The 23,022-nt window shown below is 41.3% G+C and carries 23 protein-coding genes and 2 tRNA genes; 9 read left to right on the top strand and 16 right to left on the bottom strand.

What is annotated here, in order from left to right:
* Positions 1-64 precede the first annotated feature (64 nt).
* Positions 65-655 (top strand): DUF938 domain-containing protein, encoded by a 591-nt coding sequence (locus tag QUE86_RS08020; protein WP_130050089.1) that lies wholly within the window; start codon positions 65-67, stop codon positions 653-655.
* Here the strand turns inward: QUE86_RS08020 and QUE86_RS08025 are convergent.
* From QUE86_RS08025 to QUE86_RS08035, 3 genes are all read right to left on the bottom strand, one after another.
* Positions 632-1,771 (bottom strand): GNAT family N-acetyltransferase, encoded by a 1,140-nt coding sequence (locus QUE86_RS08025; protein WP_178926450.1) that lies wholly within the window; start codon positions 1,769-1,771, stop codon positions 632-634. The two genes, QUE86_RS08020 and QUE86_RS08025, sit on opposite strands and share 24 nt — an antisense overlap.
* Positions 1,768-3,135, bottom strand: a complete 1,368-nt coding sequence (locus QUE86_RS08030; protein WP_286256454.1) for an alpha/beta hydrolase — start codon at positions 3,133-3,135, stop codon at positions 1,768-1,770. The genes QUE86_RS08025 and QUE86_RS08030 overlap by 4 nt, the downstream gene beginning before the upstream one ends.
* A gap of 68 nt (positions 3,136-3,203) precedes the next feature.
* A complete protein-coding gene (locus QUE86_RS08035) occupies positions 3,204-3,665 on the bottom strand; it encodes an Lrp/AsnC family transcriptional regulator (RefSeq protein ID WP_130050086.1) in 462 nt (153 codons plus the stop codon).
* Positions 3,666-3,778: 113 nt separating this feature from the next.
* Here QUE86_RS08035 and QUE86_RS08040 point away from each other — a divergent pair, with 113 nt between their 5' ends.
* Both QUE86_RS08040 and QUE86_RS08045 read left to right on the top strand, forming a co-directional pair.
* Positions 3,779-4,948: a PrnB family protein gene (locus QUE86_RS08040; RefSeq protein ID WP_239976721.1), complete on the top strand. Its 1,170-nt coding sequence runs from the start codon at positions 3,779-3,781 to the stop codon at positions 4,946-4,948.
* On the top strand, positions 4,948-6,066 hold the full coding sequence (locus QUE86_RS08045) for an aminotransferase class V-fold PLP-dependent enzyme (protein ID WP_250661495.1): 1,119 nt from the start codon (positions 4,948-4,950) through the stop codon (positions 6,064-6,066). The genes QUE86_RS08040 and QUE86_RS08045 overlap by 1 nt, the downstream gene beginning before the upstream one ends.
* Here the strand turns inward: QUE86_RS08045 and QUE86_RS08050 are convergent.
* From QUE86_RS08050 to QUE86_RS08070, 5 genes are all read right to left on the bottom strand, one after another.
* Positions 6,038-6,802: an MBL fold metallo-hydrolase gene (locus QUE86_RS08050; RefSeq protein ID WP_250661496.1), complete on the bottom strand. Its 765-nt coding sequence runs from the start codon at positions 6,800-6,802 to the stop codon at positions 6,038-6,040. The two genes, QUE86_RS08045 and QUE86_RS08050, sit on opposite strands and share 29 nt — an antisense overlap.
* Positions 6,803-6,870: 68 nt before the next feature.
* A complete protein-coding gene (locus QUE86_RS08055; RefSeq protein WP_167658791.1) occupies positions 6,871-7,371 on the bottom strand; it encodes a DUF4124 domain-containing protein in 501 nt (166 codons plus the stop codon).
* 109 nt (positions 7,372-7,480) lie between these two features.
* Positions 7,481-7,573: transfer RNA gene (locus QUE86_RS08060), tRNA-Ser, on the bottom strand.
* Between the two features lie 53 nt (positions 7,574-7,626).
* Positions 7,627-7,717, bottom strand: a tRNA-Ser gene (locus QUE86_RS08065).
* Positions 7,718-7,943: 226 nt separating this feature from the next.
* Positions 7,944-8,084, bottom strand: coding sequence for a hypothetical protein (locus QUE86_RS08070; RefSeq protein ID WP_166341396.1), 141 nt, complete (start codon positions 8,082-8,084; stop codon positions 7,944-7,946).
* Positions 8,085-8,407: 323 nt separating this feature from the next.
* Between QUE86_RS08070 and QUE86_RS08075 the strand changes: the two genes are divergently transcribed.
* Positions 8,408-9,256 carry a diacylglycerol/lipid kinase family protein gene (locus tag QUE86_RS08075; RefSeq protein WP_239976717.1) on the top strand — a complete coding sequence of 283 codons (849 nt, stop codon included), beginning with the start codon at positions 8,408-8,410 and terminating at the stop codon, positions 9,254-9,256.
* 54 nt (positions 9,257-9,310) lie between these two features.
* Here QUE86_RS08075 and QUE86_RS08080 read toward each other — a convergent pair whose 3' ends face one another.
* Entirely contained in the window at positions 9,311-10,240 is a 930-nt protein-coding gene (locus QUE86_RS08080) for a DMT family transporter (RefSeq protein ID WP_130050080.1), read from the bottom strand.
* 101 nt (positions 10,241-10,341) lie between these two features.
* Between QUE86_RS08080 and QUE86_RS08085 the strand changes: the two genes are divergently transcribed.
* Positions 10,342-11,784 carry an aminotransferase-like domain-containing protein gene (locus QUE86_RS08085; protein WP_130050079.1) on the top strand — a complete coding sequence of 481 codons (1,443 nt, stop codon included), beginning with the start codon at positions 10,342-10,344 and terminating at the stop codon, positions 11,782-11,784.
* A gap of 74 nt (positions 11,785-11,858) precedes the next feature.
* Here QUE86_RS08085 and QUE86_RS08090 read toward each other — a convergent pair whose 3' ends face one another.
* Entirely contained in the window at positions 11,859-12,659 is an 801-nt protein-coding gene (locus tag QUE86_RS08090; protein ID WP_167658793.1) for a YggN family protein, read from the bottom strand.
* A gap of 391 nt (positions 12,660-13,050) precedes the next feature.
* Here QUE86_RS08090 and QUE86_RS08095 point away from each other — a divergent pair, with 391 nt between their 5' ends.
* Positions 13,051-13,239 (top strand): PA3496 family putative envelope integrity protein, encoded by a 189-nt coding sequence (locus tag QUE86_RS08095; protein WP_082389337.1) that lies wholly within the window; start codon positions 13,051-13,053, stop codon positions 13,237-13,239.
* Positions 13,240-13,291: 52 nt separating this feature from the next.
* Here QUE86_RS08095 and QUE86_RS08100 read toward each other — a convergent pair whose 3' ends face one another.
* The gene (locus tag QUE86_RS08100) at positions 13,292-13,774 is read right to left on the bottom strand and encodes a glutathione peroxidase (protein ID WP_167658794.1); all 483 of its coding nucleotides are present in this window, start codon (positions 13,772-13,774) and stop codon (positions 13,292-13,294) included.
* Positions 13,775-13,841: 67 nt separating this feature from the next.
* Positions 13,842-14,708 (bottom strand): LysR family transcriptional regulator, encoded by an 867-nt coding sequence (locus QUE86_RS08105; RefSeq protein ID WP_286256476.1) that lies wholly within the window; start codon positions 14,706-14,708, stop codon positions 13,842-13,844.
* Between the two features lie 160 nt (positions 14,709-14,868).
* Between QUE86_RS08105 and QUE86_RS08110 the strand changes: the two genes are divergently transcribed.
* Positions 14,869-16,023 carry an iron-containing alcohol dehydrogenase gene (locus QUE86_RS08110; protein WP_130050075.1) on the top strand — a complete coding sequence of 385 codons (1,155 nt, stop codon included), beginning with the start codon at positions 14,869-14,871 and terminating at the stop codon, positions 16,021-16,023.
* Here QUE86_RS08110 and QUE86_RS08115 read toward each other — a convergent pair.
* On the bottom strand, positions 16,020-16,319 hold the full coding sequence (locus QUE86_RS08115; protein WP_130050074.1) for an AzlD domain-containing protein: 300 nt from the start codon (positions 16,317-16,319) through the stop codon (positions 16,020-16,022). The genes QUE86_RS08110 and QUE86_RS08115 overlap by 4 nt on opposite strands.
* A complete protein-coding gene (locus QUE86_RS08120) occupies positions 16,316-17,023 on the bottom strand; it encodes an AzlC family ABC transporter permease (RefSeq protein ID WP_167658796.1) in 708 nt (235 codons plus the stop codon). The genes QUE86_RS08115 and QUE86_RS08120 overlap by 4 nt, the downstream gene beginning before the upstream one ends.
* A gap of 151 nt (positions 17,024-17,174) precedes the next feature.
* On the opposite strand from QUE86_RS08120, the gene QUE86_RS08125 reads away from it, so the two are divergent.
* The gene (locus QUE86_RS08125) at positions 17,175-17,825 is read left to right on the top strand and encodes a cytochrome b/b6 domain-containing protein (RefSeq protein ID WP_130050072.1); all 651 of its coding nucleotides are present in this window, start codon (positions 17,175-17,177) and stop codon (positions 17,823-17,825) included.
* Positions 17,826-17,886: 61 nt separating this feature from the next.
* Here the strand turns inward: QUE86_RS08125 and QUE86_RS08130 are convergent, their stop codons facing one another.
* Both QUE86_RS08130 and QUE86_RS08135 read right to left on the bottom strand, forming a co-directional pair.
* The gene (locus tag QUE86_RS08130; RefSeq protein WP_130050071.1) at positions 17,887-18,339 is read right to left on the bottom strand and encodes a c-type cytochrome; all 453 of its coding nucleotides are present in this window, start codon (positions 18,337-18,339) and stop codon (positions 17,887-17,889) included.
* A 158-nt stretch (positions 18,340-18,497) separates the two neighbouring features.
* A complete protein-coding gene (locus QUE86_RS08135; RefSeq protein WP_286256482.1) occupies positions 18,498-18,968 on the bottom strand; it encodes a DUF2721 domain-containing protein in 471 nt (156 codons plus the stop codon).
* A 248-nt stretch (positions 18,969-19,216) separates the two neighbouring features.
* Between QUE86_RS08135 and QUE86_RS08140 the strand changes: the two genes are divergently transcribed.
* Positions 19,217-22,918 (top strand): S8 family serine peptidase, encoded by a 3,702-nt coding sequence (locus QUE86_RS08140; protein WP_286256484.1) that lies wholly within the window; start codon positions 19,217-19,219, stop codon positions 22,916-22,918.
* The last annotated feature ends 104 nt before the right edge of the window (positions 22,919-23,022 follow it).

The raw sequence follows: 23,022 nt of genomic DNA on the forward strand, positions 1-23,022 counted from the left end.
ACTTTGCTATTTATTTTTGCTTTACTGTTGTGCACGAATTACCAAACATGGTGCATTAATTTATATGGATAAACCCTTCTCTCAAGCCTGTGAAAACAACAAATTACCTATTTTAAACGTATTAGAAGAGTTCTTTTCTGATGTGACGAATGTATTAGAGGTAGGCTCTGGTACGGGGCAACATAGTGTGCATTTTGCAACGCATTTAGCACATTTGCAGTGGCATTGTAGTGATCGCGAGGTTAATCACCCTGGGATTTTAGAGTGGCATCAAGAAGCTGAACTATCTAACTTACATGCGCCATTAACACTCGACCTCAATGATCCTTGGCCTGTTGAAACAGTGAATGCTATTTTTACTGCGAATACGATGCACATTATTAGCTGGCCGCTTGTGGAGAGCTTTTTCCAAGGTGTAGCAAAGCATTTAGCGGCTAAAGGTAAATTGTGTATTTATGGGCCATTTAAGTATCAAGGTAAGTATACCAGTGCCAGCAATGCTGAATTTGATGCTTTTTTAAAACAGCAAGATGAAAATAGTGCCATTCGTGATTTTGAAGCGATTTGCCAACTCGCTGAGCAAGCTGGCTTAACCTTTGTTGAAGATGTGCAAATGCCTGCAAACAACCAATTATTGCTGTTTAAAAGGCAGTAAGCTTTCGCATTGGGCTTTATAGAGCGCCATATGTTGGCGTTCTCTAATTATAAAATCACTGATGGCAGCTGCAAAATCACCGTGCTGAATATGATGCAGTGAATAGGTATATACAGGCTTAAAACCTCGACTTATTTTATGCTCACCTTGCGCGCCAGAGTGGAACTGTTTTAGTTTGTTGGCAATGCAGTATTCAATGCCTTGGTAATAGCAAAGCTCAAAGTGCAAACTATCGAGCTCATAGTTCGTTCCCCAGTAACGACCATATAAACAGTTCTGATCTTTAAAGCTGAGTGTGGCGGCAATCACCTCTCCTTGATATTTAGCGAACATTAGCACCAGTTTGTCGGCCATGCTTTGCTGTAATAACTCGAAAAAAGCGGTATTCAAATAACCATTGTGGCCTGAGCGCTTCAAATAGGTTTGGCGGTAAAAATGACTAAATTGCTGCATGTGCTGTTTGCTGATGTCAGCACCTTCGATCCATTCTACGGCTATCTGCTGTTCAGTTATTTTAGCGCGTTCTTTTTTGAGCGATTTACGCTTTCTTGCGGTGAGTGAAGCTAAAAAATCCTCGAAGCATTTATAGCCTTCATTAAACCACTGAAACTGCACGCCATGACGTTGCATTACGGTGTCGCTAGTTAATGCAGTCGCTTGCTGCTGATGGCAAAAATTTATATGCCAACCTGACCAGTCTAACTGCGCTGCTGTTGCCGTGAGTATGTGCTGAATGTAAGCATAGACTTCAGTAGGATCAGCATAGTTAATACTAACTCTTTGCCCAGCAATAGGCGTGAATGGCACGCCGCAAAGCCATTTAGGGTAATACTCTAAGCCATGCTGTTGGTAGGCTTCAGCCCAAGCCCAGTCAAATACATATTCACCATAAGAATGATGTTTTAGATACCCGGGTAGTAAGGCTATGACCTGTTCTTGCTGGTAAATTGCTAAGTGCATGGGTTGCCAGCCCGACTCTTCACTCACACAGCCACTTTGTTCTAGAGCCGCTAAAAAAGCGTGATCAGTAAAGGGTGTATCATCAAAAAATGACTGCCAAAGAGCAGCATCAATCTCGCTTATTTGATTAAACCAGCGGTGGCTAAACTCACTCATTGTGCTGCCGATTCAATATCTTTAATGAAACTGCTGATATGCATTGCGAGCTTATCGAAATAAGGGTTAAACGTGAGTCGTGCAAAGGGTTTGTGTGCTTGTAAATTTTCGGCTGTGCGCTCACCCATCACGATGTCTTCTTGGTATTTGCAGGCTGTATAAAGCGTATCGTCATCTAAATAGCTGCCGCAATTTCGGTACAAAGCTTTACGGCCATAGTAAGGGTTGCTGGGTTTATTAACGATACCAATATGTGACATCCCTTTGATTTTTTTACAATCATCTGTATCGCAGTCATCACGGATTATGTGGTAATCAGCAGGAAAGCTGGCTGGGATGTTATTGTCGTCACCATAGTATACAAGGCGATCAAGCTGATTATTTTTGCGCGTTTTTGGGTCGTGCAGTTTAGCTAATAATTTAAAGGTTGCTTGGTTATCTATCGTGGTGTCAACATCACTAAAGGTGCTAAATATCGCTACATTAGGCAGTTGACGATAACGAAGCTCATCAAGGCTAATACGGCTCATTGCTTCGTGGCTAGCTGAGGCTGCACTAAATGGAAACGACTCATACTTGGCAAAATCAAGATCCGCGTCTTTATCAATCCAATTCACAAATGGAATTGCATCGACCCATTTCGCCAGCCAACCGTTTTTATTGTGTGGCTCGCTTGCCGGTGAAAACAACATAGCAGCAGTAATTTTATTATCGACAGGGCCTTGAGTTAAGTAATCAATAACCAGTGCAGCACCGGTTGAGTAGCCCCCTAAAATCACCTGATCAAAGTCTTTTAATGTGCGTTCAATGGCATACACGCTAGCTTTTTGCCAATCATCGGCATTTATGTCTCTGAGTGCTGCGGGAGCGGTACCATGCCCTGGTAGTAAAATTGTGCGTACCGTATACCCTTGTTGATAATACACTTGTGCAAGGTCGTGATAGGTAAAGGGTGAGTCGGTTAAACCATGGATTAAGAGTACGGCTTTACGGCTATCGGCCTGTTTTAGTTCGAATGGGCTTATTAAATCGGCAACAGTCGCGTTTGCTGGTCGAGCGCCTTGTGCAACAAGCTGCTGATAGGTGTCGGTATAAACAGGGCATGGCAAACTAGCACGCGGATTTTCGCTGCTAATTTGCAGGTACGCAGCGGTTAAATAGTCACTAAATGCTTGCTCGATATTATAGCTAAAGGTGCTATGGGTGCGTGGTAATGGCTCTCTAAACAGCCCTTCGCGTTTACTTTTCATCATTAGTGCTTGGTCTTCAAGCTGAGTAAGGCAGGTTTGTTGCTGTGCCATTAATGGGCTGCTAAATAGCCCACTGATGGCCCAAGAGATAGCAACTAAGTTGATGAATTTCATATTTTAAGCATCCTTTTAAAGCCTGTTTTTAGCTTATCGAGTTATCTTTGATTTGCAAGCAAGCTGCGTCAAGCTAGCGGTAAATGACGCTTAGTGAAAGCTTGTTTTAAGACCACCGTCGACTCGATGTTAGCAATACAATCAATACTACCTAGCTTATGTTTCACAAAGCTTTCATAACTTTCTAAATCAGCGGCAATAATCTTTAGAAGATAATCATAACTACCTGAGATAACAGAACACTCAAGTACATGATCAAGTTTCTCAACTTGTTGTTCAAATTGCTCAGCAGCGGCAACTGAGTTTTGGTTTAGGCGTACAAAGGCATACACAGACACATTTAAATCAACCGCTTTAGGATTGATGGCAGCATGGTAGCCACTGATCACATTCGCTGATTCGAGTTTTTTAATACGGCGCAGGCAAGGAGTATCTGACAGGCTGACAGAATGGGCTAGCTCCGAGACAGAAGTTCTTGCATTATCTTGTAAAGCATTAAGTAATTGTTGGTCTTTTTTATCTAATTTCATTTTTATTTGAGTGATTTTCACTAATCTAGATGGATTCTAGTCTATATTTTGGCGATTAGCACTCATTGAACTCTGTTAACATTATCGCAATATAATTATTTTGGAGTGAGCCTGTGACTGAGAACACAAAGGCATTTGATAGCTGGCTTCGCACCCGTTTTGTTGAGATCAATAGCGCGCTAGAAAAACTATATTGGCAACAAGACGATAAAGCGAATGTAGAAGGTGTAGGTGAAGACCTTAAACGTCAATTAGAGCAAGAAGGTAATGAGCATATTCGTGCCTTACTTGCAGAAGGTAATACCGATGAAGGCTTTGACAACGCCTTCGATTTATTAGGTAATGTTGGTTTGTATATGGCGGCATGCCGTCGTCATGAGATTACAGAGCCTTCTCGTGAAACAACTTCCCCCCTGGTAGAAGCCTCAGCACTGGCAATGCATATTGGTGCATCTATTGGTGTAACTCCTCGTTTCGCAACTGCGCATTTAACCACGCACAATAAAGCTGTTGATGGCTTGTATAAGCGCTTTACTGACCTTGAAGATGAGAAAATCTTTGTTGATTACAATACCAAGGGTATTTTAGCGTATAAGCGTGCGGCGGATGCTTTATTAAAAATTCAACCATTGGGCATATCGCACCCTATAGCAGCAGATTTACTCGCAGTGGCAAAGCAAGCACTGCTAGATGTTATTGAGTCGAACAATGCGTTATACAACAAGCTTGATACAGACCGCTTTTTCTATTGTGTACGCCCGTATTACAAGCCGTATCGAGTAGGTAAAGAGGTATATCGTGGCGCGAATGCTGGTGATTTTGCGGGCATTAATGTTATCGATTTACTGCTTGGTCTTTGTTTTGCTAATGAACCTAGCTACTCGCAAATGCTGGTGGATAAATTCTTGTATATGATGCCTGAAGATCAGCAAATTTTGCGTGAAAGCATGCGTATGACAAGTATTATGGATGATTTTTTAGCTGCAGAAGCTGAGCGCGATAGCGAATGGCTACAAACTAATTTAAAGCTGTTTATTCAAGTGTGCAAACTGCATGGTGATACTGCGATTGGGCATCATAATCAATTGGTTAGTAAATACATTGCACAACCTTCACAGAAAATGCAGCAACAGCATATGGATAAAGTCACAGCCAGTGGGCCTCCTTTACACATGTTACTTAACTCACTAGAGCAGTTACGAGATCGTCGTGCGGCAGCAAAACGTGATGATATTCGCACCCGTTTTGATGATTTAACTAAATTAAAACAGTGGATTAAGTAATGAACAAAAACGATTTTGTAATTCCACAAGGCAGCTATTTGCTTAACCATTCTGTGGGGCGACCATTAAAATCAGCTGAGCAGCACTTCCATCAGCAGTTTTTTGCAGCTTGGCAAAATGAAAATAAAGAACCATGGCAACAGTGGCTGCAAGGTGTCGAGGCATTTACAAGCAGTCTCGCTAAGTTATTTAACTCGCAAAAGGAGTTGTTTTGCCCGCAAGTTAATTTATCGAGTGGCTTAACCAAGCTTTTGATGTCGCACCCGCGACTTCAGCAAGAAAACAGCAAAGTGTTGATGGCAGAAAGTGATTTTCCAAGTATGGGCTTTGCAATGCAAAAAGCTTTACCTGAAAGTGCAGAAATCGTGTTTATTGGAAAACATGAAGATTTAACCGATGCTCACGTTTGGCAGTCATATTTAGCGAATAATGAAATTGATTTAGTCTTCATTAGCCATGTTTATTCAAACACAGGCCAGCAAGCACCTATCCGTGAAATTATAAATATAGCAAAGCAACACAACACATTGACTTTGCTTGATGTTGCACAGTCTGCGGGGATTCTAGAGGTTGACTTAACTAAGCTTGATGCCGATTTTATGCTGGGCTCAAGCGTGAAATGGTTATGTGGTGGACCTGGTGCTGCTTATTTATGGGTTAACAGCAACCAACTTTCATTTTGTCGGCCACAAGATGTTGGCTGGTTTTCTCATCAAAACCCATTTGAATTTGATATTAAGCACTTTGCTTATCATCAAACCGCGTTGCGCTTTTGGGGGGGAACACCTTCAGTTGCACCTTATATTTTGGCTTCGCATAGTATTAATTACTTTGCAGAGCTGGGTATTGCGAAAGTACGAGCGCATAACTTAGCAATGCTCGCACAGTTTCATGAGCAATTAGCTGATTATATGCGCTCACCAAAGCAAGCTGATAAATGCTCTGGAACTGCCATTATGCATTTTGGTGAGCAACAAGCGGCTGTTAAAGCAGCGCTTGAGGCTGCGAATATTGCTGTTGATGAGCGTCACTTAGGTTTAAGAGTCTCTGCTCATATTTATAATGATCAGCAGGATATAAACACTTTTATTACGACTGTGAAAAGCGTTTTAGATTAAGTGCTTGCCGGGCTTTTGCTTTTACTGAACGCCAATGGGTCATTGGCTTTTCGGGGACCAGCGCCAAAATTTGCTCAAAGTCGATGTCATCAATACAGACTTCATTACTGTGGGCAAACATAATTCGTTTTGGTTGCAGCGCTTTTAGCATCAGCAAAGAGTTCAAATACAGCTTAGGATAAAAAACAGGAAAGGGCGGCACTAGCTGTCCTTTTACTTTTACTAGTAAATCAGCAATGTAAATTCGCTCACTGGGGATATGGTATAGACTAATATCTCGGTCGGTATGACCTGGGCTATGTAGCGCCTGCCAATCCTCAAAGCCGGGTAGGGTTTCATCTGTTGTAAGGTAGTAATCAGCATCGAGGTGACGACTATACCAAAGGTTATGACGCTTTTTATTTAATCTTCCAGCGACCCACCAAGCCAAAGCGATATCGGTTAAGTGCATTAAGAAACCATCAATGCCTCGATACCATTGTCCTGGGGCATTTGATGTAGCAATTTTGGCGCCGCTTAACTTTCTTAATGCATGAGCCCCACCTGCATGATCTGGATGCATATGGGTTACTACAATCAGTTTTAAGTTTGTGATAGGGCGCTTTAGTTGCTCGGTGATATAGTCAAACACGGTATTAACATCCGCGCGGCAACAACCATCAAGTAGCATCAATTTATCTGAATATTCAATCAAATAGATATTTTGAATATAGCCTTCGAGCGTGTGAATTTGCAAAACAATTGATTCCTAAACTTAGTCAGCAAACCTGTTATATCATGTCTGACCAGTTTTAGTAAGTTAAGCTAATTGGACTGTGTGCTCTGTTCTTTGAGTAATTTTTTGTGTTCTTCTAGTTGTGCTACTTGCTTTTCGAGGATAGCTATTTGGCTTTTATAGTAGGTGTTAATACGTTTGCTTTGTTTACTTATAGCGTCATCAATAGACTTTGCACCTAACCTGTTCGCAGCATCTTGGGTCATATTATTAAGTCTGTTAATACGCTCATTTTGCTGTTTTTGCAGCTCTTTGATTTCTAACTGAAGGCGGTCTATTTCGCGATCCGCTTTTTGAATCTTTAAGTAATCCTCGACACTTAAGTCGGTTGGTTTTTGTTGTTTCTGTTCTTGCTCTGTGGCTGGAGTGAGATTACTTACTGGTGATGGTGTAATTTTTACGATTTCTGCATCCTTACCACAAGGCTTCTCTGTAAAGGTGGCAACCCCGTCAATCATGCACTTATAAATAGTGGCTTGGCTGTAGGTGCTGGCAAATAGAGCAAGAGTAAACAGAGCAAAACGAAACATAGCATCACTTTGTGTAGCAAATAGATACTTAGCATGCATGAAATATAATGAGGTGTGCAAGTTTTTTGGGCATAAAAAAACCGCTTAAAAGCGGTTTTTAACAATAAAATGGTGGAGAAGGAGGGATTCGAACCCTCGATAGAGCTACAAACCCTATACTCCCTTAGCAGGGGAGCGCCTTCGGCCACTCGGCCACCTCTCCAGCGCATAATTCTGATTGTAATTTGCTGAAATAAATCAGCAAATAAAAATAAGTGGTGGAGAGATAGGGATTTGAACCCTAGAGGGGCTACAAACCCCTGCCGGTTTTCAAGACCGGTGCATTCGACCACTCTGCCATCTCTCCACGTCGTGATGCGAGAATAATACTTAGCTGAATCGGCTGTGTAAATAGGAAAAAGTTTGTTTGCTTGTTTTTTGAGCGTAAAGAGGGCGTTTTTTTGTAAAAAGGTTTAATTTTTTCTGTTTTTCACTGAAAAGAAGGGGATGGGGCAGTAAACGGAGGAGCTAAAGAAGGATCTTCGTTAGTGGTTGGGTGTTTACTGCACCTAAAAAGTAACCATGGTTGGGGATTACTTATGTTGTACTGCGCCGCCAAGTGCTAACTTTTTGCCGTAGCGATTAAGTTTTGCCAACATTTTAGCTTTGCGGTTTGTTGGTTTTACGGCAACATGAGTTGCAGCGTTTTGGTTTAATGTATTAATTGGGTTCATTACTTTGCTCCGGGTTGTGTTTGGTTGAAAACGTGGGTATTTTGCAATCAAACTGGACAAAAATAAAACGATAAAAATTGAGTCTGCCAGATAACTTTTTCTAATCCGAAAGTGTTTTATTAACATAGGGTTAAGCTTTTGCACTTACTCTTGTTTGCATGGTTATGCAGTTGTGTTTGTAGTGAAGTGCAGGTAAATAAAGGTTTTTAACTTTTTGTATTTTTATTTATGCGTTTTTAAAGTGAGAAAGTGACTAATTATTCAGATTAATATAATTTGAGTGAGCTTGGGTTTTCGCCACGTAAGAAAAGAAGTAACCGTTGATGTTGATAATAATAAAGCCAAGTGACAAAAAAAATCATAAAAACAGTGTTGATTGGCTACTAAACGAATGTAAAAAAAGAGAGATAGAACCAGAGCTATATTTAACTACAGGCAACTTTGAGAATGATTGCGCTGAAATTGCTCTTTTAGCTAGGAGCCAGACTCAAGTTGTGGTAATTGGTGGTGATGGGACTTTGCATTTAGCTGTTAATGCATTAATGACGAGTAGCTGTTCTATTGCGCTAATTCCGGCTGGCACGGGAAATGATTTTGCTCGTGGCTTTGCTTGTCAGCAACAGGCTTGGTATGAGGCTATTTTCAATAGCCGTACTAAGTTAATTGATATTGGCCAAATCAATCAGCGCTATTTTGTTAATGTTGCGGGTATTGGTTTTGACGCTGAAGTGGTCGTCGAATTAAACAAAGCTGGTCATTTTAGCTCGTTTGGTTATACATGGCAGGGCATTAAACAGCTATTTTCATTTCAGGCTCAGCCTCTTCAGGGAAAGTTTAATGGTAAAGCTCTCTCTTACAGTAATTTAGCGACGATTTTTGCCAATCATCACTACTTTGGAGGTGGTTTGAAAATTGCCCCTCAGGCAAAGTTAAACGATGGTCAACTGGACTGTTACTGCATGCCAGCTGGCGGCTTGTTGAAAAACCTGATCAGCTTTTTATATTTACTGCTAGTGAAGCACCACCGCTTGCAAGCACTGGAATATACCCGTTTAACAAGTGCTGAAGTAACCACGAAAGGGTTGGTTATTGAAGCCGATGGTGAGTTTGTGGGTTTTACACCTGCTAAAGTTAAGGTACACAAACAAGCGTTACGTTTTCATGTACCATAAAAAAGCGCCGGCAATATTTGCCAGCGCTTGGTGTTAGAGGCGACATAGTCACTTCTAACTGGGGACGGTGCTTTTTTGTTGCAGGTTACGTGCAGCAAAAAATGCTTTAATTTGTCGAGTTGGAGTCAGCACGATAGCATTACCAAATAACACTAGGCTAAATCCCATAAAGGTGTTCGCTTGCCATTCGAATCCTTCAAATAAGGTACTTAATACCACTGCAACCAGCGGGAATAATACAATGACATAGCTTGCGCGCTCAGGGCCGATATTTTTTAGTAGTGCAAAGTAACAAGCAAATGCGATTACGGTACCAAACACTGCTAAGTACAAGAGCGATATCCAATAACTGGCCGGGGCATTCAATGTAAGCTCAACATCGCTCACTAAAACGTAAGCTGCTAGGCTTAAAGCGCTGTATAACATACCCCAGGCATTGCCCTGAAGTACGCCAATATTGCGCTGAGAATTTCGGACGCTGACCATATTACCCAATGAAGCCACAAAGGTCCCAGATAGCGCAAGTAGTAACCCGACCAACGCACCATTACTCAAGTCGAATTGCTGAATTTGTGGCCAAAACAAACTGGCAATACCTAATACGCCCAATAAAGCGCCAAAGTAAATTCGTTTAGCAATCGGCTTTGCGAAGAATAGTCTGGTATTAATAATGTTCATTAATAGCAACATAGAGAACGCAATTGAGGCCATTGCAGAGCTGAGGTAGTTCTGCGCCCAATACAGTACTAAATAATTTAAACCAAAGTTAAATAAAGCCAATAATGCAAAAAATCCGTGATCACGCAGTGAATATTGCATAGGTAGTTTTTTCGCTAGCACAAAGGTCCACATTAAAATGGCTGCAATGGCAAAACGATAAAATAAAGAGACCTCAACTGCGACATCACCTAGTTGAAACTCAATAGCTAGCCAAGTCGATCCCCAGATCAGCACTGTAGCAAGGTAGAGAGCGGCGCTTTTCATAGTTAGTACCTAAAAATTGAAAGTATGTTCATTTTAATCTGCTTCTGTATACTTAACATATACAGAAAACTAAAAATGCAACCTATACAGTTTGGTGGGCTATGTCACAAGTTATCAGTCGCAGTAACAGTGAGTTCTTATATCAACAAGTTATTCAGCTAGTTAGAGATCTTTGCTTGCAGGGCTCGCTATTACCGGGTGAGAAATTACCTTCGCTCAGAAAAATGGCAGATAAGCTAAACATTAGCATTCCTACGGTAAAACAAGCTTATCAATTACTTGAAGGGCAAGGATTGATTGAAGCGAGAGAAAAGTCTGGGTACTTTTTAAAGTCTTCTCAGTTAAATCAATCTCGGCCAAAGCGAGTCAGGCTTAGTCGAGAGCCAACCACAGTAAACAAGCAAGGATTGATTGAGCAAGTTTATGGTGCCATCCATAAAGCCAATGTGGTGCCATTTGGCATTGCTAACCCAGTAGCCGCAGCTCCGACAGATAAGGCGCTGGCAAGAACAATGCGCCGAGTAATGACACTGGCTGGCGCATCGGCAATTAATTACGGCCCGATGGATGGTTTTGCACCACTTAAAAAACAACTCATTCATCGCTATTTGGACTTTGGCATTGGTGTTGATAGCGATGAGTTAGTGATCACCAATGGTGCCCAAGAGGCGTTGGCTATTGCCCTGAAGTGCGTTGCTAAACCCGGGGATGTTATTGCTATCGAGTCGCCTTGTTATTTTGGCATTATTGAATTAATTGAGAGCTTAGGCTTGAAGGCACTGGAAATACCGCTGTGCCCCGATGAAGGAATATGGCTAGATGACTTGGTTCAAGCACTCGATGAGCATGATATAAAAGCCTGTGTGTTTTCAACCTCATTAAATAACCCAGTTGGCAGTTTTATGCCTGATGCCAAGCGTGAGCAATTAGTGGCACTTTTAGAGCAGCGCGAGGTGGTGCTCATTGAAGATGATGTTTATGGCGACCTACATTTTACAGCTAAGCGTGCCACTCCTGCACAAGCTTATTCAAAAAAGGGGTTAGTGATCACCTGTGCGTCGTTTTCAAAAACAGCCGCACCTAGTTACCGCATAGGTTGGATCATTGCAGGTAAGTTTGCTGAACAAGCAAGGCGACACAAGCGCGCGCTTAGTTGCTCTGCGCCGCTTATAAATCAGTGGACCTTGTATGAGTTTATAGCCAGTGGTGAGTACGACCGTAATATACGCTTGCTAAGACAGCGCTTGAGTACCAACAAAGAGCGTATGATTTGGTGCCTGCAGCAATATATGCCAAGTTGTGCGCGTATTAGTAACCCGCAAGGGGGCTGTGTTATCTGGGTTGATCTTGGTAGCCAATATGATGCGGTAAAACTATTTCATTTGGCACTTGAGGCAGGGATTAGTATTACCCCTGGGTTGATATTCTCAGCGGGTAAAAAGTACCGTAGTTGTTTTCGCTTAAGCTATGGTTTGCCTTGGTCTGAAAGTTTGGAACAGGCGATTAAAACGTTATCGCAACTGACCGTGCTGGCCAAAAAATAAAAAAGCGCAGAGCAAGCTCTGCGCGAAAGGACCAAGTGTTTTGGTTCAGGGATGTTAATTTCTTAACTGGTCAATTACTCTGCGTTCTGTTTAAAAGTAAATAATTGATATTCTTTTAGCTGTGGTACTAGAACCACTAATTCTTGTTCTTTATGAGCGATATCAGCAAAACTGCCACATAATGCATCTGCTCGCTCTTCTAGCTGAGCTGCTTGGGTTTCTACGCGAGCTTCGATTTGTGCGCCCATGTTTTCCATACGTTGCTCAAACTCATCCATGTCGCCACCCGAACCTAAAAGCTCAGAGCCAAGAGCCACTAAAATACTGCCCATCGATTGCATCATGGCTGACTCTACTGCTGATTCGATTTGCTCATCGAATTGATCTTCAAAGTTTTGGCCAAATTTTTCAAAGTTTTGTTGACCCATTGTGAACGCACCTTGTTGGTAGAAAGCGTTTTGCACTTCTACGCTGATATCGTCCATTAATTCTGAAATGTCACTTAGGCCATCAATGTTGAAAGCATTTGATACTTCTTCGATTGCTACGCCGGCTATTTTTACACCATCAAGTGCGATATTAGCTACTTCAGGAAGTTGGCTGCGCAAGCTGTCTGAGTAATCTGCAATTGCTTGCTGTTGTGAAGCATTAAGGGATACGCTTTGGCCATCGATATATAAAGTATGTTGGTCGATGATTTTCATGCTGCGATTATCGGCTGTGTATACTTCTAACTCACTTGGAGTGATACGCACATCATTTATAAATTCGACATCACATTGCTCACCGCTGAATGAAATATTTGTATCATTATCGTTATGAGCCATTGCGCTGGTAGCGATAAATAAAGAACTTAGTAACAATAACTTTTTCATTTTTTTCTTTCCTGTTTGAAATGACATAAAAATATAATCAAATAGGATGCCAAATATTATAAATTCATTTATTTCATTGGTTTATGGTGTTTTAGGGTTTTTATTGGAAGTGCGCGGAATAATTTTTTAACCATTTTTTAGTCAAATTAACTAAAAAATACACATGCATAAATGACTTTTATCGAAACGATAAAAAACTCTCACTTTTCAGAAATCAAATTTAGCGCTATTTATTCACAATATTGACATATGACCTATTTAGCATGGGTGTATGGCTTTATTTTGGTGGTTTTTTAGATACTAAATAACTACTGAGCTTTTTAATCTTTGCCAATTCATCGAGCAAATTTTAATCTCAAGAATTGGTCTCAAACACTTTATGGAGTGGGTTGTGGGTAAGACATTTAGTTATGACGCGCTAGATGACGATTTTGTTGAAGACGAGTACGAAATGGTCGGGCGTAATCAACACGACAAGAAAAAGCAACGCGTTAAGAAGAAGTTGGAAGACTATCTTGAACAAAAACGCTTGCGTAGAAACTTAGGCGATGACGACTTTGATGAGTACTTGAACGACTAAGCATAAATTTAAATAAAGAGGCTATTTGCCTCTTTATTGCTTTAAGGCCTTATTACTTGCTCAAAGCGGCAAGAATGTCTGATTCGAACTGCTCAGGTTTTGTAAGTGGCGCGTATCGTTTAATTGCTTTGCCGTCTTTACCAATTAAAAATTTGGTGAAGTTCCATTTTATTTTGCGGGTAATAAAACCAGGCAGCTCTGATTTTAGATATCTAAACACAGGGTGAGCATGCTCGCCATTTACGTCAACCTTACTCATCATCAAAAAGCTCACACCATAGTTAATTAAGCAGCCTTCTTTTATTTCTTTAGCATCACCAGGTTCTTGTTTACCAAATTGATTACATGGAAAGCCAATTATTACCAAGCCTTGTTCATGGTACTTATCATGAAGTACTTGTAAGCCTTCGTATTGCGGGGTGAAACCGCATTTACTCGCTGTATTTACAACAAGTACGACCTTATTTTCAAAATCAGAAAAATCGACAGTTTGGCCTTGTAGGCTGGTGGCAGAGAGTTGGTGAAATTCGCTCATAATGATAACTTTTTATTATTGTTACACTGATTCTAACTTGCTTGTCATATTTCTAAAAGAGCAAATATTAATCAGCAAATGCATTGGTTAAATGTTCTATTAGTAAACGTACACGAAACGGTAATAGATCTTTTCTTGGGTAGACTAACCAAGATGCGTTATCGCCAACCTGAAACTCTTCAAGAATGCTTACTAATTGCCCATTATTTAAAAAAGGTTCCACGATATCTAACGCTAAATGGGCAATGCCAACTCCTGCTACTGCGGCATTTAAAATAGCCTGCGGGTGGTTGCTACGCCAATTACCATCGATACGAACTTCTTTAATTTGATCGTCAATATTAAATCGCCAGCGCTTTCGCATGGTAATTAAGCAGTTATGCTCAGCAAGGTCATAAGGCGTTTTAAGAGAAGGGTGACTGGCTATGTATTCAGGGCTAGCAACGAGGGTCATGACGCGCTTACATAAAGGGCGTGCAATTAAGTTTGAGTCTTGCATCCTGCCAAAGCGAATGGCTAAATCAAAGCCTTCTTCAACTAAGTTGACATTGCGACTATTAAAGTCGAGATCGACCTCTACCTCAGGGTAGCGTTTTACAAATTCTGCGACTTTGGGGGCGATTTGGTTAGCTACAAACTCGCCCGCACCCGTTATTCTTATTAGTCCTTTTGGTTGGCACTGCTCACCTTGTAATTGATTGTTTGCATCAATTAACTCTTGGCGTATAGCTTTTAACTTAACAGCGTATTCACGCCCTGCATCAGTGAGACTAATTTTACGAGTGGTGCGCTGAAATAGCACAGAACCTAAACGATTTTCAAGTTGTTGTACTTGCCGACTGATATGTGAAGTTGATACTTCCATAGCTTTAGCTGCGTGTGTAAAACTGCCGTGCTCAACAACATATAAAAATTCCTCTAAGCCTTGCCACATTATCTTTACCCTAAGTTTTTCAGTAAATTTAAAGCAGTTTAAGTGGTTTATTATTGCATGTCTGCAAAAGTGATTATTTATTTGCTCCCTTTATCCCTGTATAAAAATAACTACAATAGTTGTGTCACTGATTAATACTCACAAATATAAGGGAGTAAGCATGTTAAATTTTAGCTTTGAGAATCCAACCAAAATTCATTTTGGTGAGCAGCAAATTAAAGAAATTCAAAACGAGATCCCAAAGAATGCCAAGGTACTTGTTACTTATGGTGGCGGCAGCATTAAGAAAAATGGCGTTTATGATCAAGTTAAAGCCGCATTGATTGAACATACTTGGTTTGAATTTGCGGGAATTGAGCCAAATCCAAGCTACCAAACATGCATGAAAGCTGTAGAGCTAGTTAAAGAGCAGCAAATTGACTATATCCTTGCTGTCGGCGGTGGCTCTGTCGTGGACGGAAGTAAATTTATTGCTGCTGCGGCTGAGTTTGCTGGCGAACCATGGGATATTTTAGCAAAAGGTGCTGAAGTGAAATCAGCAGTGGCACTGGGCGTTGTTCTAACACTGCCTGCAACAGGTTCTGAATCAAACACTTTCAGTGTGGTATCAAACTTAGATACTCAAGATAAGTTGCCGTTTGCAAGTGAGTTTGTGCGCCCTCGCTTTGCTGTCTTAGATCCCGCGGTGACATTCTCATTGCCTGAGCGTCAGGTAACTAATGGGATTGTTGATGCGTTTGTGCACACAATGGAGCAATACCTTACTTATGATGTCGGTGCCAAATTACAAGACCGCTTTGCTGAGGGAATTTTAATGACCCTTATTGAAGAAGGTCCGAAGGCATTCTCTGAGCCAGATAACTATCAAGTACGCGCGAATATTATGTGGTCAGCGACTATGGCACTTAATGGTTTGATTGGTGCTGGTGTGCCACAAGACTGGGCGACTCATATGATTGGTCATGAAATGACCGCGGTGTACGGTTTGGACCATGCACAAACATTAGCGATTGTATTACCTCGTATGATGGCTGAACAAAAAGACACCAAGCGTGGCAAGTTATTACAATATGCTGAGCGAGTATTAGGCCTTGATATCAGCGATGAAGATGCGGCTATTGATAGCGCAATTGCTGCGACAGAAGCATTTTTCCATAGTGTTAAAATGCCAACTCGTTTAAGCGACTATAAGCTCGATGAAAGTGTCGCAGATAAACTTGTCGCTCAGCTGGAACGCCACGGTATGACGGCTCTAGGTGAGCGTGAGCAAGTTACACTTGAGAAAAGCCACGCAATTTTACTTGCCAGTGTTTAACTTAAGATTATAAATAACCCCATCCCTGCTAGTGTTGTGTAGTAAATGTTATGTGTTCTATAAGCCACTATAACAGATACTACTGCAGCACTTAGGTAGGGATTTTGCCAATCTAAATTTATCCCTTCGTCATTAATAAACACAATGGGTACCCAAATCGCGGTAAGTACTGCTGGGGCGCTAAAACTTAAGAATTGCTGCATTTTCGGGCCAACTTTAAATGGTAATGCGCGGTGCAAAAATAAGTAACGTGTGAAGAAGGTGATACACGCCATCAATAAAATAGTGGTCATCATTGTGTATGCTCCTCTTTTGCTTGCCAGCGACTAATTAGGTAACCGACGGTCATGGCAATAAGCGCTGCTGTGACAAGCCAAAGTTGAAAGCCCTGACTTTTTAATAGTGTTGCAACAACACCTGCTGTGATCACAGTAGCTAGTGTCGCTAGGTTTTTTACACCAGGAATAACTAAAGCAATAAAAGTGGCAGCGATAGCAAAATCAAGCCCCAGGTGCGTTAAATCAGGTAGTAAGCTACCTGCGACGATACCAAGCAGAGTCCATATATTCCAAGCAATATAAAAGCTAAACCCGGCACTTAGCGCGTAAATCAAGCGCACTTTCGTTCTATACGCTCTGCGATGATGCGAAAAAGCAAACAATTCATCAGTAAGTACAAAGCTAACTGGAAGTCGCCAACGAAAGGGCTGGTCTATGACTTTGTGACGAATAGCTAAACCATACAAAAAGTGCCGCGAGCTAATAATGAGTGTGGTAAACAAAATTGTTAATAGCGGGGTATTTCCAGCCATTAACTCAATTGCGACGAGCTGAGCAGAACCAGCAAATACCAATAGCGACATAGCTTGTGTTTCAAAAGCACTGAAACCATTTTGAACGGCTAAAGAACCACACAAAATCCCCCAAGGTAACACCGCAAGACATAAAGGAAGCATGTCGAAAAACCCTTTTAGTAAGGCTCTTAATGTTGAATTATGCATCTTATCGCTCATGTTTGTTGTTATGGCTCAGATCAAAACAGCTGAAATAGAGGTGTGTCAAAATAACTGAAGTTTGTAATAATGTATAGCCGAACCCGTTATTGAAATTTCTGTCTGCAAGTCATTAGCGTCTTTTAAAGGGAAAGTTACAATGTCTAAAGTTAAAGTTTGGGATGGCTTTATAAGAAGCTTCCATTGGTTATTAGTTGCGGCCATCGCAACACTCTATTTTAGTGCTGAAGAAGGTATGTTGGAGCTGCATTTTGCTGCAGGCTACTTTACCTTGGCGCTTATTATCACACGTATTATTTGGGGTTTTATTGGTAGTCAAACGGCGAAGCTCTCTGCGCTCATTCATTCTCCTGTTGCTGCTATTAAGTCGTTTACAAGCAATGAGCACAAAGCGGGTCATGGTGCTGCGGGTAGTTATATGGTGATAGCCTTTTTTGCTTTACTCATCGTGCAGTTAACTTCGGGTCTAATGACCAGTGACGATATTTTAACGGATGGCCCTCTAGTAGAGCATGTTTCTTCAGATACTGTAGAGTTTGCGGGTTGGTTACATCATTTAAATTTTGATATTTTGTTGTACGCAATTGTGCTGCACGTTTTGGCGATTGTTATTTACCGTATTAAGGGTAAAAACTTAGTGAAACCTATGTTGACCGGAAATAGCGAGCAAGTCTCAATCACTGAGCCAGTTACTAAATCACCAGTGATTGCTTTTATTATCTTTGCAGTGTGTTTAGTGGTGTTATTTACGACTTGGGGTGCTGAGCCGCTCAGCTATTTACTTGGGTAAGTTGCTATAAGGCATTAAAAAGGCGCTTCTTAGCGCCTTTTTAGTTTAAATTATTACTAGACTAGTCTTTGAAAGACTTATGGCAATCTTTACAGCCTTTAGCCCATGCGCCGAATGCTTTACCAATAACTTTTTTATCGCCACTTTGTGCTGCGACAGCTAATTCATCGGCGTATTGCTGGAAAGCAACCGCTTTTTTCATAAAGGTTTCGTTGTCGCTCCAAACAGCTGCAAGCGCAGAAGTATCACCTTTATCAGAACCCGCTACAAAAGCTTCCCAAGGCATTTTTGATAGCGCTGCTGCATTGTTTGCACGCTTTTGAAAACGTTCTGCATCAAAAGGTACTTTTCCTTTTAACATATCGCCCATATCGCCAATTTGCACACGGATCATTGAAAATGCAGCCTGACGGTACTCAATTGCATCGCTTGGTTCTTCAAAAACTGAGTTTGCAGATGCACTTAACGCCATTGTCGATAGCATAGCACCTAATACTAATTGTTTTAATTTCATTCCTTTTGCCCCTTAAGGTGTCATAAAGATAAACTAACTGAGTTTGTATCTTAGCTTAGTGTATTATTCAAGTGTATTGCGGTTAATCTTAACTTAAGTTTAATTTAGGGCGTGTTTACCTTTGTGGATTAAAATTAATCATAAAAGGTCAATACGGGCTAATCATTTATATCAATATCGGCGAAGATCATACCTCGGCGCATGCTTCTCGTTGCTAAGAAAACCTCGCCTAGTAAAGATAAAAAGCCACAGATTAACAGTGCCATAGCAGCGACAAAGCAGCTTGCAATTGTCACACTCAAGTTAATTGATTGGATATGTGATAAAAATAGACACATAACCACAGCGCACACTAATAAGGCACTGAGCACGCTTAAACTAAACGCGATATGGATGCAGCGTGAGCGTTTCAACAATGCCCTTAGTTCTGTTGTTAGTGACTTATTGAAGTCTTCATCGGTACTGACATTAAGCTTACGTTCTAACTGTCTCGCTCGATCTGTAATACGCGCTAAGCGGTTAGAAAGTACCCCTAACGTTGCTGCAATACCTGTAATTAAAAAGACCGGTGCAACCGCTGTTTGAATCACTTTTGCCATGGTAAGAATGTTGATTACTTCTGAATTCATTTGACAGTACTCTACTTTATCAAAACTCAATATATCATATTCATTTACAAATATTTACAACTCGAGATTTCACAATAAAGCACTTAATAAACAATTGGTTGGGGTTTTAAACGTGCTTTATGTCGAATGAAATGTAATAGTTTTGTAACTGTAATGTTGTTCTTGTTTGTGTTTCCGTTTTATATTGGTGCTGAAACTTTGTTTCAATCACTATTTAGACGATAACATAACATATCCCAGGGGAACCCATGTCTAATAATCTAATAAAAAGAACTGCAGTTGCTTTGGCTGTAACGAGTGCTATGTGCGCTAGTGCGCAAGCCAATGATTTTTCTAAGTATAACCTTGCTGGTAAAAAATTAATTAAAGCGAGTGCGGTAACAAAAAAAGAACAAAAAGTACGCAGTGAAGCGACTAGTTGGCTAGTTAAGTTAAATGCTCCAGCATCAATTAATGCTAAAACAATGGGTGTTGATGTAGCCTCTGTTCAAGCACAAGCAAAAGTAGCGCAAGCAAGCGTAGAACAAGCTATTAATAGCATGGACTTACCACTTGAGGTTGTTGCAAAAACATCAACACTAGTAAGCTCAATCGTAGTTAATGGTAACAAGCAAGATGTTGCTAAGTTATTATCAAACTCTCAAGTAGAGGGTATTTACCCAGTATACGATTATGAATTGCATGTTGCTGACAGCGCTGACTATATTGAAGCGACTCCATTAGTATCTAATGGATTAGCGACAGGTGAAGGTGTTCGTGTTGCTGTTCTTGATACGGGCATCGATTACACCCATAAAGCCTTTGGTGGTGCGGGTACTGATGAAGCTTATGCTGCTGCAATTGCTGATCCTGCTTCTGTAGATTGGCCACAAGGTAAAGTATTAGGCGGTTATGACTACATCAATTATGACAACGATCCAATTGATGTGACAACTAACCACGGTACACACGTTTCTCACTCTGTTAACGGTATTGCGCCAAACGTAGATCTATTCGTTTACTCTGTATGTAACAGTGGTTGTCCTGGTCTTGCACAACTTCTCGCGCTTGAAAGTGCAATGGACCCTGATGGTAATGGTGACATTAGCGACCGTGTTGATGTAATTAACATGTCTTTAGGTGGTGACTACGGTGATATTGCCAATGATGCTGTTGGTCTATTCATCAACCAAGCTGTTAAGCTTGGCACAAACGTTGTAATTTCAGCGGGTAATGACGGTGCATATCCTTTCATCGTTGGTGGCCCAAGTACCACTGAGAACGCACTTTCAGTAGGTGCGATGACTCACCCTACAGGTGCTGAGTCAATTGGTAGCGGTACAATTAATGGCGAAGAAGCAATTGTTCAGCCTGCAAGCTTTGGTCCGCAAACTGCATTTAGCTACACTAATGAAAACTTGGATCTTGTTTACCCAGATGCAAACCAGACAGCGTGTGAAGCGTTTGCTGATGACGTAGATTTCACAGGTAAAGGCGTTATCATCGACCGTGGTGCATGTGCATTTACAGTTAAGGTATTAGCTGCACAAGCTAAAGGCGCTGAGTTTGTTATTATTGCAAACAACACTGATGATGGCACGCCAGCACCTATGGGTGGTTCAGATCCTGCTGTTACTATACCTTCAATAGGTGTAACGTTTGCAGCGGGTACTGCTTTAAAAGCGGGTGGTACATTCAACCTAACAGTTGAGCGTTTAGTTCTATCTGGTGCAATTGCAGACTTCACATCGCGTGGCCCTTCAATGGGTGGTCTATTAAAACCTGAAATTACAGCACCAGGCGTAAACATCATGACTGCTCATCCTGGTCTAGGTGATGGCCTTACTGGCGCAACAGGTACTTCATTCTCTGGTCCTATCACAGCAGGTGCGGTGAGCTTATTAAAAGAAGCGCTACCAGAGCGTAATGCGCTTGAAATCAAAGCGACGTTAATGAACACTGCTAACCTAAATGTGACTATGGAGCCGTTAGCAATTAACCCGGATGCAGAACTTGCGCCAATTAGTTACATCGGTGCGGGTCTTGTTGATGTAAACAAAGCTGCAAATTTACCTGTAGCTGCGTGGGCAGCTGATACTAAGCAAGCGGCACTTTCGTTTGGTTTAGTAAGTGCATCAGAAACTGTTGAGCTAACGAAAACTGTTCAAGTTAAGAACTTCTCTAATGAAGACAAAGTTTACACACTTTCTCTTGAACAACGTTATGCAGATGACGTTGAGCGTGGTTCATTCTCACTTGATTACCCAGATTCAATCACTGTTCCTGCGGGTCAAACTATGTCATTTGATGTGACTGCAACAATTGATCCGGCAACGTTACCAGAATGGACATTAACGGATGATAATATCGGCTCACAAGATGCAACGGCTGATTTAACCAAACTAGAGCTTGATGGTGCGCTAATCTTCTCTGATGGTAGCGATGAAGCATTCCACCTTGTTTACCATGTATTACCAAAAGCAAATGCTGCGATGAGCTTCATGCCTGTAATGACAGACAATGGTGTTGCTCATCAGATAACAAATACAGGTGCGGTAGCACTTGAACCAGTGTTTGCTCCTACTGTAATGACTGATGATGTAGATGAAGACCAACGTTTTGATTTAGTGGGTGCATCTATTGAAACATTTGCAGTACCAACAGATATCTGTGATAGCGGCTATGTTACATTAACCACGATGGTTATGAATGAAGGTATTACACACTCTTACGTGGGTGGTTTCATGGCTGACTTCGATATTGACCAAGATGGTACATACGATGTTACAGTGCAAAATGGTAAACTAGAGTGGTTCTATGATGTAGAGCCGGGTACTGCGATTACCTTTACTCACGGCTATGGCAGCTCTTCGGGTAACCTCAACAATGTTTATCAAATTATTGGTAACAATCACCTTACAATGCAAAGCTGTCTAGGCGCATTTGGCCTTACTGCTGATGATATTGGTAAAGCGACTGCAAATGTACGTTTCCGTACAGAAGAAGAAACGTGGACGCCAATTGCATCAGGTGAAGGTGATGTTGCAATGGGTACATATACATTTACTGATGCATCAAGTGACGTATATGCAGCACTTGTTGATGAAGCTGGTGAAGTCGTTAGCTCATTAGAGCCTGGTGCTTCTGCAACATTATTGAATGCTGGTGCAGACTTCATGATCTTATCTGACTCAGGTTCAAAAGCGTTCGCAGCAACACCAAGCGAAGATGCTGACGTTGCTCCAGTTCTTGCTGACGCGTCATTCTCTGTAGACGAAAACACAGCGGTAGATACTGTGATTGGTTCACTAGAAGCAACTTATGGTGCTGAGCTTGCTAACCCAATCGCTGAATATATTGTAGTTAATTCTACTTCTACAGCTGTTTCAGTGACTGCATCAGGTGATGTTGTTGTTATGAATAGCGACATGCTTGACTACGATGCTGGCATGATGAGTATTGAACTTGAAGTTGTTGCAGTAGATTCTGCAGGCAATATCTCTGAGCCAGCGATGGTGACTGTTGAGGTAATGAACGTTGCTGACGAGCCAGAAGAAGTTAACCCTGTGATCGATGCTGAGCTTGGTGAATTCACGGTTCAAGAAAACGCTGCGGAAGGTACTGTAATTGGCACTGTGACTGCGACTGACCCAGATGCAGACCTGACTCCTATCGCAACATATGAAGTGACAGGTAGTGATAGCATCAGCATCAGTGATGCGGGTGAGTTAATGGTTGCTGGCGCTATCGATTATGAGCAAACAACCTCTATCGAAGTATCAGTAACTGCGGTTGACTCTGCAGGCAACATGTCAGAAGCGGTTACTATTACTATTGCAGTGACACAAGACCCGGCAGAAGATGTTGTAGCTGAAGAACCAGCGAAGAAAAAATCTTCTTCAGGTTCACTAGCATGGTTAACATTACTTGCTGCACCGTTCGCATTTATGCGTCGTCGTAAGCAAAAGTAATTACTTGATAAGTAAACAATAAAAGGGAGCTTCGGCTCCCTTTTTACATTGCTTCACAAAGGCTACTTATATGTTGCCGTTTTTTTACTTATATTGGAGACAGA

Source organism: Pseudoalteromonas apostichopi (genome assembly GCF_030297135.1).
GTDB classification, from domain to species: domain Bacteria; phylum Pseudomonadota; class Gammaproteobacteria; order Enterobacterales; family Alteromonadaceae; genus Pseudoalteromonas; species Pseudoalteromonas apostichopi.

Bases quoted from the DNA above. Each gene is read 5' to 3' on its own strand.
- QUE86_RS08030 (WP_286256454.1), bottom strand. From the start codon at position 3,135: ATGAAATTCATCAACTTAGTTGCTATCTCTTGGGCCATCAGTGGGCTA.
- QUE86_RS08055 (WP_167658791.1), bottom strand. From the start codon at position 7,371: ATGTTTCGTTTTGCTCTGTTTACTCTTGCTCTATTTGCCAGCACCTAC.
- QUE86_RS08135 (WP_286256482.1), bottom strand. From the start codon at position 18,968: ATGAATTCAGAAGTAATCAACATTCTTACCATGGCAAAAGTGATTCAA.
- QUE86_RS08125 (WP_130050072.1), top strand. From the start codon at position 17,175: ATGTCTAAAGTTAAAGTTTGGGATGGCTTTATAAGAAGCTTCCATTGG.
- QUE86_RS08120 (WP_167658796.1), bottom strand. From the start codon at position 17,023: ATGCATAATTCAACATTAAGAGCCTTACTAAAAGGGTTTTTCGACATG.
- QUE86_RS08070 (WP_166341396.1), bottom strand. From the start codon at position 8,084: ATGAACCCAATTAATACATTAAACCAAAACGCTGCAACTCATGTTGCC.
- QUE86_RS08025 (WP_178926450.1), bottom strand. From the start codon at position 1,771: ATGAGTGAGTTTAGCCACCGCTGGTTTAATCAAATAAGCGAGATTGAT.
- QUE86_RS08045 (WP_250661495.1), top strand. From the start codon at position 4,948: ATGAACAAAAACGATTTTGTAATTCCACAAGGCAGCTATTTGCTTAAC.
- QUE86_RS08110 (WP_130050075.1), top strand. From the start codon at position 14,869: ATGTTAAATTTTAGCTTTGAGAATCCAACCAAAATTCATTTTGGTGAG.
- QUE86_RS08075 (WP_239976717.1), top strand. From the start codon at position 8,408: ATGTTGATAATAATAAAGCCAAGTGACAAAAAAAATCATAAAAACAGT.
- QUE86_RS08080 (WP_130050080.1), bottom strand. From the start codon at position 10,240: ATGAAAAGCGCCGCTCTCTACCTTGCTACAGTGCTGATCTGGGGATCG.
- QUE86_RS08115 (WP_130050074.1), bottom strand. From the start codon at position 16,319: ATGATGACCACTATTTTATTGATGGCGTGTATCACCTTCTTCACACGT.
- QUE86_RS08140 (WP_286256484.1), top strand. From the start codon at position 19,217: ATGTCTAATAATCTAATAAAAAGAACTGCAGTTGCTTTGGCTGTAACG.
- QUE86_RS08085 (WP_130050079.1), top strand. From the start codon at position 10,342: ATGTCACAAGTTATCAGTCGCAGTAACAGTGAGTTCTTATATCAACAA.
- QUE86_RS08020 (WP_130050089.1), top strand. From the start codon at position 65: ATGGATAAACCCTTCTCTCAAGCCTGTGAAAACAACAAATTACCTATT.
- QUE86_RS08035 (WP_130050086.1), bottom strand. From the start codon at position 3,665: ATGAAATTAGATAAAAAAGACCAACAATTACTTAATGCTTTACAAGAT.
- QUE86_RS08105 (WP_286256476.1), bottom strand. From the start codon at position 14,708: ATGTGGCAAGGCTTAGAGGAATTTTTATATGTTGTTGAGCACGGCAGT.
- QUE86_RS08130 (WP_130050071.1), bottom strand. From the start codon at position 18,339: ATGAAATTAAAACAATTAGTATTAGGTGCTATGCTATCGACAATGGCG.
- QUE86_RS08100 (WP_167658794.1), bottom strand. From the start codon at position 13,774: ATGAGCGAATTTCACCAACTCTCTGCCACCAGCCTACAAGGCCAAACT.
- QUE86_RS08090 (WP_167658793.1), bottom strand. From the start codon at position 12,659: ATGAAAAAGTTATTGTTACTAAGTTCTTTATTTATCGCTACCAGCGCA.